Source organism: Cohnella luojiensis, from assembly GCF_004564235.1.
Lineage (GTDB): Bacteria > Bacillota > Bacilli > Paenibacillales > Paenibacillaceae > Cohnella > Cohnella luojiensis.
This window is the reverse complement of the sequence record NZ_SOMN01000004.1, coordinates 101,587-114,273: the sequence shown is the minus strand read 5'-3', so window position 1 is coordinate 114,273 and position 12,687 is coordinate 101,587. Positions and strand designations below refer to the sequence as shown.

Sequence of the window (12,687 nt, the reverse complement as noted above, 5' to 3'; positions counted from 1 at the left end):
ATGGTACTCTTATAGGTGAGAAGGGAGAAGTGATTCAATGGCCATTATTCGAGCATTGGCATTAGGGAACTACTCGGATGCGATTTATCATCCTTTCGAGGGAGTCGATAAGGAGATCGAACAAATCTTTCGGGAGAAAATAGACGTTCGGAGCACGGGCGACTACGGAATGTTGAAAGAGGAGTATTTGGAGCCTTACAGATTGTTCATTTCGTATACGGAGTTTGTGGAGGAGAAGCTTTCTCCGGCGCGCACGGCCGCATTGCTCTCGTTCGTAGCGAGGGGCGGCGGGTTCCTGGCCATCCACAACGGCATCTCCTTGCAGAGGAATCAGGAGCTGGCGGTCATGATCGGCGGCAAGTTTACGGGCCATCCGGATTTCACGTCGTTGCCGGTTAGCATTCGCCAGCCGAACCATCGGATCATGGATCGCGTCGAGTCTTTCACCGTGGACGACGAACCTTACAGGTTCGAATTCGATCCGTTTATTCGTACGACCGTTCTTGCCGAGTACGAGCACGAAGGGGAGAAGTGGCCCGCGGCTTGGACGCATGAATTCGGCTTGGGGCGGATCGTATACTTAATGCCCGGACATCAATTATCGTCGTTTAAGGTAGAGGCGTACCGGAAGCTCATTCTTAATGCGGGTTTGTGGGCGGCGAAAATGATCTAATCATGACCAAAATGACAAAAACGCATGCCCGCGGTCACTAACGCGATATTCTTCCTTCGTTTACACTTTGAATGTAACTATCCGAATGGAAACGAATAGGAGAGATTGGAATGAATGAGCGGGAACAACAACAGGGTAGCGGTTTAAAAACCTTCATCGTAGGCGCGGTTATAGTAGTCTTGATCGGGATTTGGTCGTTATTCGTAGCATGGAGAGCGGACATCGCGCCATCTCCGGCACTATCCGAAGACGGGGACAAAGCGACTATATCGGAAGGCGCCGCACAGAACGGAGAAGTGGAGCTGGCCCGGCGGATTATCGTATACCAAACGACCAGCGTGGACGGCGTGGAAATTGTGGAAGCAGTGGAAGTAGAAGTGGATGATTCGGAAGATTTGTCTAACGCGGGGTAAGCCGATTTCCGAGTAATGATAGTATCGGATATAAGTAAGCAGTCAGGCCCGCACCGATTTCGGTGCGGGCCTATTTTCCTATACCCGAGGAGAATCGTTAAACTTCCTGCGGAAATGCCCGGGCGGAAGCTCCTTTTGCTGCGTGAATACCCGAGTAAAGTAGTGAACGGAAGAGAATCCCGTGGCTTCGGAGATTTCTTTTATCGAGAGATCGCTTGAAGCGAGCAAGCCTGCAGCTTTGCGTATTCGTTCATCGCGAACGAAATTCGTGAAATTCTCGTGAATGCCCGTCGAGAATAGTCGGGAAAGATGCCTCTCGGATACGTTCAAATATCCGGCGATGTCTCGCAATGTCAAAGGTTCGGACAAATTATCCCGGATATATAGCTTGGCTTGCCGCAGTAGGAACGTAGAATCTTGTCTGGCCGCAGCCGAGGGCTCATGGTTTCCGAACAGATTCAGGAAGGAGAGCAAGAGCGCATGGGCGACGGACAGAACGGCCGGCGTAGGCAAGTTTCCGGTTCTATTTTCATGCAGAAGCAATGTCTTCCATAACAGCTCGGAAGGGCAATCGTCTTCGCCGGTTACGCAGACCTCTCCATGTTCGGCGAGAGCGTGAAAGGCTTCCACGATGGATTCCTGAGACAAGCTTTCATCAATATCAAATGCTACATAGAGCAGGAAAAGGCCATTTCGGGAGCGGATCTGATGCGTCACCCCGGGCTTGGAGCAGAAATGCGTCCCTTTGCGCAACGGATAATCGATTCCATGATCGGTATACTCCCCCTCGCCGTCCATAACGAAACAGATCTCGAAGAAGGAATGTCTATGCACCGGATTGTCGTACAGACGGGGAACGATGCCCCAGTAGTGAACTTTAAAAGCAGCGCCGGCTCCGGAGAGCAGAAGCGCCTGATCATTCAGCATCGATTGCGTTTCTTTGCAAAGATACATTTGGCTAGCACCTTCCTTTCACTAGCGTAATCATGTCGTGAAAGTGCAAAAACGTGTCTGCTGTTAACAAAGACGATGGAGGCGGTATAGCTCTACAATAGTGGATATAAGTAAGGTTTTCAAACTTTAATTACATGGGAGGCACAAAGATGATTCGCGAAGAGGATGTGCAATTTTATAAAGATAAGGGGTATTTGTTGGTCAAAGAGGTGTTTAATCAGGACGAGGTAGAACGTATGAGAGAGGCGGTAGAAGCGATCATTCGCCGGGCAGCCATAGCGAAGCAGGACAGCAACGCGGCTTGGCAAGGAGACTTCCTTCCGGCAGAACAGTTGAAGAAGCTCGTGCTTAAAGGGTTTCACGATGTCCATTATCACGATGCTTCCTTCATGCGGGCGGCGATTCATCCGAACATGGCATCGGTCCTCTCTCGTTTGATCGGACCTAACGTACAGCTCCACCATTCCAAAATGCTCGTTAAGCCCCCTGAGAACGGCGCCGCATTCCCGATGCACCAAGACTATCCTTATTTCCCGCACGAGAAGCACACGATGCTGGCAGCCAGCGTTCATCTGGACCGCGCCGATGAGGAGAACGGATGCTTGCGGGTTATTCCGGGATCGCATGCTCAGGGTTCGCTGCCGCATGTGGGGTCGCATTATTTGAATCACAAGGAGTACCCGATTTCCGATGGCACGATTTGCGAAGCGGAGGCCGGAGACGTGTTGTTTTTCAACTATTTGACGATTCACGGATCTTCGTCTAACTGCAGCGAACGGACAAGAAGGAATGTCTTATTCCAATACAAGGATCCGGAAGACTTCCCTACGGAAAATGTGCATATCGATTGGGGAATGGGACTCATGGTGAGCGGTGAAAATCCCAACTTCGACAAAGTGAAGCCTCGTTTTCATATCGTAAACGGATAATTCTTAGAATCAAAGAAAAACGCAAACGATTGTTGGTTTATCGGAAATACATCGGCATTCCGAACGCTTATGATTGAGCCATCAACCCCTAATCATAAACAGTTTATAGGAGAGTGTTGCCGGATGTTGAACGAAAATCAATTAGCCGAATTCGAGAAAAACGGATTTTTGAAGGGCAGCGTCGTGTTGAGCGATGAGGAAGTGGAGGCGCTGCGGGAAGAACTGGACAACGTGATGCGGGGCAAGTCGGTAAAAAAGCCGGTTCTTAACCGCAATCTGCTTGGTGACGAAGATAACAAAGAAAGCGGCTCCCTGTACGAAGGCATGAAGATGACATCGAACGAGAAGGTCGTCCAGATCGTCAACATCTGGATGGCCAGCGACGCGTACTTCCAGCATGCCGCGAACAAGACGATCTGCGAAGAGGTTGCACAGCTTTGTCATACCGATACGCTGAGAATCTGGCACGATCAAATCCAGTACAAACCCCCGGTTACGGGCGGACCTACGGCATGGCATCAGGATCATCCGCTCTGGCCGATCGTTCAGCCGGCAGACCTTGTAAGCGCTTGGGTCGCGCTTGACGACGCGGTCATCGAGAACGGCTGCATGTGGATGGTCCCGGGCAGCCATAAGTGGGGCAATCATCAGAAGCACCTGGCCAGCGACAAGGATTTCATGCCTTGCCACCGTCATCCGGAGCTGCTTCCGGAAGGCGCCGACGTGAAAGCCGTTCCGTTCGAGATCAAGAAGGGTCAAGTGGGTTATCACCACAGCCTGACGTGGCACGGCAGTCCGAACAATCGCTCCGAGTTGAAGCGCCGGGCCATTGCCGTACATTACATGCCGGGCCACACCCGTTACGAACCAACGAGCGACCATGTCATGCTTTCCTATGTAACGGTTAATAAAGGCGATATCATGCAAGGCCAGCATTTCCCCGTCGTATATGCGCCTGCGGACGTTCGATGATAGCGGCAAAAAGTCCCAGAATGGGACTTTTTTCTTTTTAGGCGGTCATAACGAGCCCCGGTTGTTGACGCGAACCGGCCCAGTACACTCAACTTGCTCCCAACCACCACTTTCGGAAATTCTAAGTGTAAAATAGTCAATTAGATTCCTGAAAAAGTCGACTTATATAAGTCTAGTTGCAAAACATGCAATTAGTTAAAAAGAATCGGCTCAATAGTAGTACGGTTTGGCCTGTAACTAAATGTACATTGTGCAAGGAGTTACAACAAATGAAGAGTTTCTGAGTTTCTAAGTGTATATTCTGGAAGCGACCGAGCCTAGGTTGAGTAACTTAGCAGGTGTAAACCCTGCTTGGAAAGATGCTAGCCACATCACCAATAGCGAGTCTTGGAACGGGAATGGCAACATTAACGTTTAAGCGTAGACAGTTAGGATGCAGGCCTGAAATGTGATTGAGCCTCGAAATGCACAAATTGGGAAGGTCGACGGGTTCAGAATCCCGGAAGACAACACGACTCCAGACGACAAGGGCAAGGATGGAGAAGCTTCCCCGGGGTCGAAGAGCCAGGCATGTATACCCATGGTTACTCAGCAACTCGGGAGGCCCTGACGCTTCTTCTGCGAGTCAAGTACTCTTTAGGAACCACTGCAGGAGTATGTCAGACAAGCCGTAAAACGCAAGGATGGCAAAAACAGTAGTCAGGGAGTCGGATCGTCGCATAGTACCGATGAAGCCGATGTAATGTTGGTGGAGGGAAGGCAGACGACACAGCATCAATCTTGGTAAGGACACATTTACCGCACGCCGAGGTGGAGAAGAAATGGAAACGAAATTAGCAAGAATAGCAGAAATGGCCAAAGCCGACCCGAAAGTAAGATTCACGTCCATCGGACACTTCATTGATGCGCAAGCGTTGATGGAGAGCCACGAAGAGATGGAGCCGGGAAAGGCAACGGGAGTTGACGGGGTTACGAAAGAGAGCTACGCGTTGAACTTGGAGGCAAATGTAGCGAATCTAGTGGAACGACTAAAACAGAAAAGCTACAGACCGCAACCGGCTAGAAGAACCTACATCCCCAAGGACGAGAAAAGCATGCGCCCGCTCGGCATACCTGCTTACGAGGATAAGCTGGTGCAACACGCGCTAAAGCGCGTGTTAAACGCCATCTACGAGCAAGATTTCATGGATTTCTCCTATGGATTCCGCCCGAAAAGAAGCATGCACGATGCGTTGAAGAAACTAACCGAGATTATTCAGTACGGGAAGATTAGTTATGTAGTGGATGCGGACATTAAAGGGTTCTTTAATCATGTCGACCACGAATGGCTAATGAAATTTCTCGAACTACGGATTGCAGACCCGAACATCCATCGCCTCGTTAGACGAATGCTGAAAGCGGGCATACAAGAGGATGGCGAATTTGAACCGACTGAGGAGGGGACTCCTCAAGGTTCCGTTGCATCGCCGATACTTGCGAATGTCTATTTGCATTACGTATTGGATACCTGGTTCACGGTCACGGTGAAGAAACAATGCAAAGGGCAAGCCGAAATCGTACGCTTCGCCGATGATTTCGTATGCTGCTTCCAATACAAAGAAGATGCGGAGCGATTCTATGCCGCACTCTTGCTCAGGTTGGAGAAATTCAAGCTGAACATAGCGGAAGAGAAAACGAAAATCATCGCGTTTGGACGTTTTGCGGAGGAACAGAGCAAGAAAGAGGGTGGAGGTAAGCCGAAGACATTCGACTTTCTAGGCTTTACCCACTACTGCTCTAAGAGCCAAAAAGGCGCTTTCCGAGTGAAACGGAAGACAAGCGGAAAGAAATTCAGGCAGAAAGTCAAAGCGATGAAGTCCTGGATTCGGTTCAATCGACACATGGAACAGCAGGAGTTTCTGAAGACTATCCGCTCTAAATTGTCAGGACACTACCGATACTACGGAGTTACTGACAACTTTGACAAGATGAAGTCCTTCTACATCCAAACGATTAACCTCATGTTTAAGTGGCGAAATCGAAGAGGTCAGCGCAATAGCTTTACACGGGAGAGATTCTGCGAAGTCCTAAATGACTTCAAGTTACCCAAGCCGCGTATCTACGTCAATATCTACGAATAACCAATCTGCGAATGATGATGTGAGGAGCCGTATGCGGGAATTCCGCACGTACGGATCTGTGAGGGGTATGGGGCACAATCCACGAAGGAGAGGCCTCGCCTACTCGACCACGTAGGTAATCCTATCTGCCATTGCGCCGAGGAGAGAGCAGCCTTACAATACAAATCATTAGACGATAGACGAGGCGGTGGGGAGAAAATGGCGGAGATGGAGCAAGTGTGTTGGCCGTTCGTTCATAGCATGGGGGACGTTTGGGCTCAAGCGGGGACTATACTCGGGACGAGGAGTATTAAGGATTACGAGTTGGTGTACTTTCCCGAAAGAACGGAAACCGTTTACGAGCTCCAAGGCGTGCCCATTGAGTTGGACAAACCATGCTTTGTTTTCACCCGGCCGAATGAGGAACATCGATATCTGTTCGATCCGGCGCGGAAAGTTCGTCACCTCTTCATCCATTTCGATTACGATTGCCTTCGTCGATCCGATCATCGGTTCAGTACCTTGCTTCAAACAGGCAATATGCTTCCCGTCAGCAGCAATAGTCTACTGCCGGCGCTCATGAAACAGATTCTGCGGATAGCGCATTTTCAATCCCCATATTGGAAGAGACGGGTATCCGTTCTAATGGCCGCCGCTTTGGAAGAACTTTGCGCTTCTGCGGACAATGCGATCGAAGAACTCGCGCATCCGCTGCCGATTCCGATTGCCCGGGCGATCGCTTATATGGAGGAGCATCTCGAGAAGCCTATCACCATCGAGTTGATCGCGCAGCAATCGGGGTGGTCGCATGAGCATTTTACCCGAATGTTCGTCGCTACGGTAGGCATGTCGCCCAAGCGCGCGCTCCTTGAACGCAGACTGCTGCTCGCGGAGCAGCTGATGATGAGCGGTCAATGGACCGTCAAACAAATCGCGTATCGGGTGGGCTTCGGGGACGAGCACCATTTTTCCAAAATGTACAAACGCATCCGCGGATTCACGGCCACGACTTATATAGAAAGATGCGATAGCTCCTTGTTCCGGCATGCGACCGCGATTCCGGACCCGGAGACGCCTTATCCCGTTAACCGTCACATTCTAGTGAATGAGTATATCAAATAAACATATCGTTTTCCGGGTTTCATCCATTGAGCAACCCCGACGTTTCACGCAAAATGAGTGTAAAACCAATCATAGAGAGGGGCTCGCAGCATGGGGATTACCTATACGCCGAAGTCGCGAAATCGGGACGGCCGCTACTTGGTTAGCGTGAAGGAATATACGCAGTACCACCGGGACGGCTACTTGATCGTAAGAGGGTTGTTATCAAAAGAAGACATCGACCGCCTATATGATCTTGCGGAGAGAACGAGGGCTGGCAGCATTAAGCCCAAAGAGACGACATCGTCGTATCAACCAGAAGACGAGGAAAACAAAGACCCCTTAAAGGCGGAGTTCGTGCAACAAACGCGGGTTCACATGGTATCCAGGCTGGATGCAACGGCGGAATGGGGCATGCTTCATCCCCGCATACTCGATGTGACGGAGGCCATCATCGGACCCGACGTATATGCCCTGCAGTCTATGATGTTTCTCAATCCTCCCGGCCGCGGGGGTCAAGGCTGGCATCAGGACTCTTACTATATTAAGACGCATCCCGATACGATGATCGGCGCTTGGATTGCGCTTGAAGAAGTGGACGAAGATAATGGCTGCCTGTGGGTCGTTCCGGGTTCCAATCATGAGCCGATCTATCCTCCGGAAGGTTATGGCGGAGGCAATGTTCACGCTCTTGACGCCTTCAAGGATCTAAAAGCGGTTGCGAACGTTAGCCATCTCGACGACGAGGTCAATACGCTGTCCAAGGTGGTCGCGAACTATCCGCCTCCGATTCCCGTACCGATGAAGCCGGGAGACGTGCTGTTTTTTCACTCCCACCTGTTCCATCGTTCTTTCCCGAATCGGACGGCAGACCGTTATCGCCGCTCCTACGTATGCCACTACTGCAACGCTCGCTCATGGATTCCTTGGGATCATGACGGCTATGAAGGAGAGACGGGCAATTACCGGCAGATCCTAGCCCGCGGTCGAACCCACCTTCCCTATGCAGCGCCTGCTTTCGGCACGGAGGTTTATTTATCCGAGGCGGACGACGAGTCGGACAGCGTCCGGATGATGGGGATGGAAGACGGCATGATGATGCCGGTCGTTCAGAAGAAGGAGCAATAAGACTAGTCAATTAGGAGGGCGCCCATGCATCCTGAATTCGGTGGGCGTCAATCCGGTTAGCTTCTTGAATTGATGACTAAAGTAATGAATGCTCGTGAATCCGAGCCGCTCCGATATAGCCTCGACCTTCTCCCCCTGCAATAGCGCGCGCTTCGCCCGTTTGATTCTTTCCCCGATGATGTAGTGTTTGGGCAGCAAACCGATCTCTTCTTTGAACAGCTTCGCAAAATGAATCGGATGATACCCGCACATGGCGGCTAGCTCCGATACTGCCCAGTTCTTGCCCGGCTGCTCTTGCATGGCTTGAATGGCGGGATCGATTCGTCCATAGGATTTATGCGTCGAGTCTTTATCTAGCAATTGCCTGAATATAATCGATAGGGCCTGCAGCATCAATGCGCGAAGAATACCCGTGTAGCCGGGTTGCTCAAGCTCATATTCTTTTACTAACTTCGTAAGAATCGGTTCTAGCCCGGATATGGTTAATTTGGTAGGAAACGTAACTTCCCCATAAGGAGGAATCTCAATCTCGGGGTATCTGGGCTCGCCGTCTAAAAATTGCCGATCTAAATATTGAATGCTATGGCCGGGATGGACAGGCAGGGAAGAAGTCTGCCGCCAGACGAAGTGAACGCTATAATAATCCGTCGTGCCGACGGAGAGCAGCCGATGGGGAATTTCCGAGTCATAGTAGACGCACTCCCCGGCGCGAATGTCGTAAGTGTGCCGTCCAACGGTTAGTTCCGCTTGCCCGGAGACAACATAGACAAGCTGGCAGTCCGGAATAAGACGTACTCCCCAATCCGCCCCCGGCATAGCAGTGGCTCGGCTTGCGAAGTTCACTGTCGGCAACAAATCGTCCAACGTGCGGAATGACATAGGAGTCCCCTTTTCCAAAGATGATAACCATTATAAGAGCTGTATAAGACGGAAGGAGATAGTTCTATCTATGGACTTTACGTTAAGCAGCCATCGACATCCGAGGTACAATCGCTTTGTCTTCCGAGCGACGCGCCATCGTAGCGGTCCGAATTCTCCTACTCTGGAACAATCCGATCGCCATGGAAGGTTCCATTTCTGTCCTCTGAATCAACTCGATCATCGTATTCATATCCCCAGCATGGTAGGCAGTGGCAAGAATTCTTAAGAACGTCTTTAAATTTTCGTCCTCAGGCAAGGGAAGTAATCCCTTTTCTATTTCGTTCATGACCGTCGGCAGCATCAGACGCGCACGATGAAGTGCAGCCTTAATCGCACCATCCGTCGTCTCCAGCATGCCGGCCGTTTCGGCGATAGAATACTCGAAAACGTCCCGAAGCAGGAAAACGGCAAGTTGGTGGGGAGACAGATGTTTGATCAAAGCTTGGAAAGCCAGCTCTATTTCGACGATTCCGTTGTCAGGCAGCAGCGTTATCGGTCGTTCCGCCTTTAGGATGCGGGTAAGAGTCGTTTTTCTCCTCGTATGGTCTATCCAGGTATTTTTGGCGATTCGCAGCAAATAGGCCTCGAGGTTGCGGTGATCGAAGCTTGATATTGCGTTTATGGCTTTGAGCCAGGCATCCTGAGCCAAGTCCTCCGCATCCCATGGGGATTCCGTGAGGGACAGGCAATAACGCTTTAGCGTGTGTTGCAACCGCTCCACTTTGCGGCTGTCTTCGGCGAGCGCGATATTAACTTTGTCATCAACGAAAGGCATAGAGAATCCTCCCTTACCGAGTCTTATCCTTCTATTGTAAACGAACAAAGCTGATCAGAAGATACGCAATTCATGGGATTTCAACAAAAATTTAATCCGTATCCCCGAGCGTCTTTTGTTCGTTTACAAGGGGAAAGTGAACAACAACTCAGGAAGCGGAGGAAATACCCATGAGCAATTACGTTCCGTATGTCGTCGAGCAAACGAACCGCGGCGAAAGGTCCTACGATATTTATTCCCGGTTATTGAAGGACAGAATCGTGTTCTTGGGAAGCGCGATCGACGATCAGGTCGCGAACAGCATCATCGCTCAGCTGCTGTTCCTTGCGGCAGAGGATCCGGAGAAGGAAATCAGCCTATACATTAACTCTCCCGGAGGCGTCACAACGTCTGGATTCGCTATTTACGACACGATGCAGTTCATTAAACCTCAGGTACACACGATATGCATGGGAATGGCGGCTTCGTTTGCTGCAATCTTACTGCTAGCGGGGGCTAAAGGCAAGCGCTTCGCGCTGCCGAATAGCGAAATCATGATTCACCAGCCCCACGGCGGGGCGCAGGGGCAAGCCAGCGACATCGCGATAAGCGCCAAGCGAATATTGGAAACCCGGGAGAGGTTGAACCGACTAACGGCGGAACGTACCGGACAACCGTTGGAGAAGGTAGAGAAAGACATGGACCGCGATTATTTCATGTCCGCCCAAGAGTCGCTCGAATACGGGATCATTGATCAGGTCATCACTTCTCCGGATCAAGCCTTGAATTCGTAATATCCTCCCCTTAAAAACCGTTCATTGCATGCGAGCCCGATTCTCTCCCTTAAACGGGACGAGGAGCGGGTATTTTTTTAAGATTTCATCGTATGATTTTGGCTTGACTCCGCCTAATCCCCGTGCCATAATGTACACGCGTACATTATTATGGAACAGACAGGATGTCTAAGCCTTTGACGAATCGCAAGGAAGTAGCTAAGCTTGCCGGCGTATCGGAAGCGACCGTGTCGAGGGTGCTCAACGGCGTTGGACCGATGAAGGAATCAACGCGCGAGCGGGTATTGGATGCGGCGAAGCGGTTAAATTACGAGCTGAATGCCGTCGCGTCGAGCTTCGCCCGGGGTAAAAGCGGGAACTTAGGCGTCGTATTGCCGTACGTGCCGAAGGTCCATCTATTTTCCACGTATTATTTCTCCGAATTGCTAAGCGGGATCGGAGAAGCCGTCCGCTCGAAGGGTTACGGCTTGCTTCTATTGTTTCGCGACCCGTCCGCTGTCTATGATTATGCGTCCTTATATCGCACGCAACGGGTCGATGCCTGTATCGTGCTTGGGACGAATACCGCAGAAACGGAATTGGAAGGAATTAACCGGCTGGCCGAGGAACGATTGCCATTCTGCGTCATGGACCAGAAATTCGATAATCCGCTTGTTAGCATAGTCGCGGCGGATCATGAACAGGGCAGCTACGACGCGGTAAAGCATTTGATTAGCAAGGGCTGCCAGAGAATCGGGTTTCTTAACGGCTCTATGCAATACTCCAACAGCTGGGATCGGATGTCCGGTTATCTCCGGGCACTGGAGGAAGCGGAAATAAAGTTTGACGAATCTATTGTTTATCAAGGAAATTACAGTAGAACCAGCGGTAAAAATGCTGCGGAAGACGTCTATCGCGATCTGAATGAACTGGATGCTATCTTCGTAGGCAACGACCGAATGGCTATTGGGCTCATGCAAGGACTAAGGGAAAAAGGCTGCCGATTGCCGGAGGATCTCAAGATCGTGTCTTACGATGATTCCGATGCGGCAAGTCTCACGGAGCCTCCGTTAACGACGGTCAAAGTGCCATTCTTTGAAATGGGACGATTGGCCGCGGAACGATTGCTGGCCCTATTGGCGGACAAGGAAAACTCCGAGCCTATTATCTCCGAGAAATTGCAAACCGAGCTCAAAGTAAGAAAATCTAGCGGAAGCTAAGCCGAATGGGGAATGCAACGATGAAAAAAGCGCTAATCGTATGGGGCGGATGGGATGGCCATCAGCCGAAGGAGGTTGCGGAGATTTTCCGTGGACAGCTCGTGGAGGAAGGCTTCGAAGTCGAAGTGTCCAATACGCTTGAATCATTCGCCGACGGAGAAAAACTGAAGGGGCTCGATCTAATCATTCCCGTATGGACCATGGATCGCATCTCGCAGGAATGGGTGAACAACGTCTCCGCGGCGGTGCAGAGCGGAGTCGGATTGGCGGGCTGCCACGGCGGCATGTGCGACGCGTTCCGCGAGAACACGGATTGGCAGTTCATGACCGGCGGGCAATGGATCGCGCATCCGGGCAACGACGGTACGGAATATACAGTCAATATCAAGTACAATTCCAGTCCTCTGGTAGAGGGAATCGAAGATTTTACCGTTTCGACGGAGCAGTATTACCTGCATGTCGATCCGGCTAACGAAGTGCTGGCGACGACCCGCTTCCCGGTGGCCCCGGGACCTCATTCCCCTAACAAGACGGTGGATATGCCCGTCGTTTGGACGAAACGATGGGGACACGGTCGCGTATATTACAATTCGCTCGGACATCAGGCCAACATCATGGAAATTCCCGTCGTGAAGGAACTGATGCGCAGAGGCTTCAACTGGTGTGCGGAAGGAAAGGCGCTTGCTCCTTCCGATTTAAACGCGGGCGCCTATACAGGCATGGCGGATAACCAACTTTAATCCCGAGAAG

At 51.0% G+C, this 12,687-nt stretch carries 13 protein-coding genes; 10 read left to right on the top strand and 3 right to left on the bottom strand.

What is annotated here, in order from left to right; all coding sequences use genetic code 11:
- Positions 1 to 37 precede the first annotated feature (37 nt).
- Complete coding sequence (locus E2980_RS05515) at positions 38 to 673, top strand: ThuA domain-containing protein (RefSeq protein WP_240702897.1); 636 nt, start codon at positions 38 to 40, stop codon at positions 671 to 673.
- A 110-nt stretch (positions 674 to 783) separates the two neighbouring features.
- Positions 784 to 1,086, top strand: a complete 303-nt coding sequence (locus E2980_RS05510; RefSeq protein ID WP_135151142.1) for a hypothetical protein — start codon at positions 784 to 786, stop codon at positions 1,084 to 1,086.
- Between the two features lie 78 nt (positions 1,087 to 1,164).
- Here the strand turns inward: E2980_RS05510 and E2980_RS05505 are convergent, their stop codons facing one another.
- The gene (locus E2980_RS05505; protein ID WP_135151141.1) at positions 1,165 to 2,040 is read right to left on the bottom strand and encodes an AraC family transcriptional regulator; all 876 of its coding nucleotides are present in this window, start codon (positions 2,038 to 2,040) and stop codon (positions 1,165 to 1,167) included.
- Positions 2,041 to 2,189: 149 nt separating this feature from the next.
- Here E2980_RS05505 and E2980_RS05500 point away from each other — a divergent pair, with 149 nt between their 5' ends.
- From E2980_RS05500 to E2980_RS05480, 5 genes are all read left to right on the top strand, one after another.
- Positions 2,190 to 2,969: a phytanoyl-CoA dioxygenase family protein gene (locus tag E2980_RS05500; protein WP_135151140.1), complete on the top strand. Its 780-nt coding sequence runs from the start codon at positions 2,190 to 2,192 to the stop codon at positions 2,967 to 2,969.
- A gap of 123 nt (positions 2,970 to 3,092) precedes the next feature.
- Positions 3,093 to 3,941, top strand: a complete 849-nt coding sequence (locus tag E2980_RS05495) for a phytanoyl-CoA dioxygenase family protein (protein ID WP_135151139.1) — start codon at positions 3,093 to 3,095, stop codon at positions 3,939 to 3,941.
- Positions 3,942 to 4,762: 821 nt separating this feature from the next.
- On the top strand, positions 4,763 to 6,061 hold the full coding sequence (gene ltrA, locus E2980_RS05490; protein WP_135151138.1) for a group II intron reverse transcriptase/maturase: 1,299 nt from the start codon (positions 4,763 to 4,765) through the stop codon (positions 6,059 to 6,061).
- A 198-nt stretch (positions 6,062 to 6,259) separates the two neighbouring features.
- On the top strand, positions 6,260 to 7,162 hold the full coding sequence (locus E2980_RS05485) for an AraC family transcriptional regulator (protein WP_135151137.1): 903 nt from the start codon (positions 6,260 to 6,262) through the stop codon (positions 7,160 to 7,162).
- Positions 7,163 to 7,252: 90 nt separating this feature from the next.
- Positions 7,253 to 8,269, top strand: coding sequence for a phytanoyl-CoA dioxygenase family protein (locus tag E2980_RS05480; RefSeq protein WP_135151136.1), 1,017 nt, complete (start codon positions 7,253 to 7,255; stop codon positions 8,267 to 8,269).
- 6 nt (positions 8,270 to 8,275) lie between these two features.
- Here the strand turns inward: E2980_RS05480 and E2980_RS05475 are convergent, their stop codons facing one another.
- Together E2980_RS05475 and E2980_RS05470 are read right to left on the bottom strand one after the other, a co-directional pair.
- Complete coding sequence (locus tag E2980_RS05475; protein ID WP_135151135.1) at positions 8,276 to 9,148, bottom strand: helix-turn-helix domain-containing protein; 873 nt, start codon at positions 9,146 to 9,148, stop codon at positions 8,276 to 8,278.
- 82 nt (positions 9,149 to 9,230) lie between these two features.
- Positions 9,231 to 9,965 (bottom strand): RNA polymerase sigma factor, encoded by a 735-nt coding sequence (locus tag E2980_RS05470; RefSeq protein WP_135151134.1) that lies wholly within the window; start codon positions 9,963 to 9,965, stop codon positions 9,231 to 9,233.
- 170 nt (positions 9,966 to 10,135) lie between these two features.
- Here E2980_RS05470 and clpP point away from each other — a divergent pair, with 170 nt between their 5' ends.
- From clpP to E2980_RS05455, 3 genes are all read left to right on the top strand, one after another.
- Complete coding sequence (gene clpP / locus E2980_RS05465) at positions 10,136 to 10,738, top strand: ATP-dependent Clp endopeptidase proteolytic subunit ClpP (protein WP_135151133.1); 603 nt, start codon at positions 10,136 to 10,138, stop codon at positions 10,736 to 10,738.
- Positions 10,739 to 10,902: 164 nt separating this feature from the next.
- Positions 10,903 to 11,937: a LacI family DNA-binding transcriptional regulator gene (locus E2980_RS05460; protein ID WP_135151132.1), complete on the top strand. Its 1,035-nt coding sequence runs from the start codon at positions 10,903 to 10,905 to the stop codon at positions 11,935 to 11,937.
- Positions 11,938 to 11,957: 20 nt separating this feature from the next.
- Complete coding sequence (locus E2980_RS05455; protein WP_135151131.1) at positions 11,958 to 12,677, top strand: ThuA domain-containing protein; 720 nt, start codon at positions 11,958 to 11,960, stop codon at positions 12,675 to 12,677.
- Positions 12,678 to 12,687 lie beyond the last annotated feature (10 nt).

What these genes read in the sequence shown, in the direction of transcription:
- E2980_RS05515 (WP_240702897.1), top strand. Translation starts at nt 38, where the DNA reads ATGGCCATTATTCGAGCATTGGCATTAGGGAACTACTCGGATGCGATT.
- E2980_RS05510 (WP_135151142.1), top strand. Translation starts at nt 784, where the DNA reads ATGAATGAGCGGGAACAACAACAGGGTAGCGGTTTAAAAACCTTCATC.
- E2980_RS05505 (WP_135151141.1), bottom strand. Translation starts at nt 2,040, where the DNA reads ATGTATCTTTGCAAAGAAACGCAATCGATGCTGAATGATCAGGCGCTT.
- E2980_RS05500 (WP_135151140.1), top strand. Translation starts at nt 2,190, where the DNA reads ATGATTCGCGAAGAGGATGTGCAATTTTATAAAGATAAGGGGTATTTG.
- E2980_RS05495 (WP_135151139.1), top strand. Translation starts at nt 3,093, where the DNA reads ATGTTGAACGAAAATCAATTAGCCGAATTCGAGAAAAACGGATTTTTG.
- ltrA (WP_135151138.1), top strand. Translation starts at nt 4,763, where the DNA reads ATGGAAACGAAATTAGCAAGAATAGCAGAAATGGCCAAAGCCGACCCG.
- E2980_RS05485 (WP_135151137.1), top strand. Translation starts at nt 6,260, where the DNA reads ATGGCGGAGATGGAGCAAGTGTGTTGGCCGTTCGTTCATAGCATGGGG.
- E2980_RS05480 (WP_135151136.1), top strand. Translation starts at nt 7,253, where the DNA reads ATGGGGATTACCTATACGCCGAAGTCGCGAAATCGGGACGGCCGCTAC.
- E2980_RS05475 (WP_135151135.1), bottom strand. Translation starts at nt 9,148, where the DNA reads ATGTCATTCCGCACGTTGGACGATTTGTTGCCGACAGTGAACTTCGCA.
- E2980_RS05470 (WP_135151134.1), bottom strand. Translation starts at nt 9,965, where the DNA reads ATGCCTTTCGTTGATGACAAAGTTAATATCGCGCTCGCCGAAGACAGC.
- clpP (WP_135151133.1), top strand. Translation starts at nt 10,136, where the DNA reads ATGAGCAATTACGTTCCGTATGTCGTCGAGCAAACGAACCGCGGCGAA.
- E2980_RS05460 (WP_135151132.1), top strand. Translation starts at nt 10,903, where the DNA reads ATGTCTAAGCCTTTGACGAATCGCAAGGAAGTAGCTAAGCTTGCCGGC.
- E2980_RS05455 (WP_135151131.1), top strand. Translation starts at nt 11,958, where the DNA reads ATGAAAAAAGCGCTAATCGTATGGGGCGGATGGGATGGCCATCAGCCG.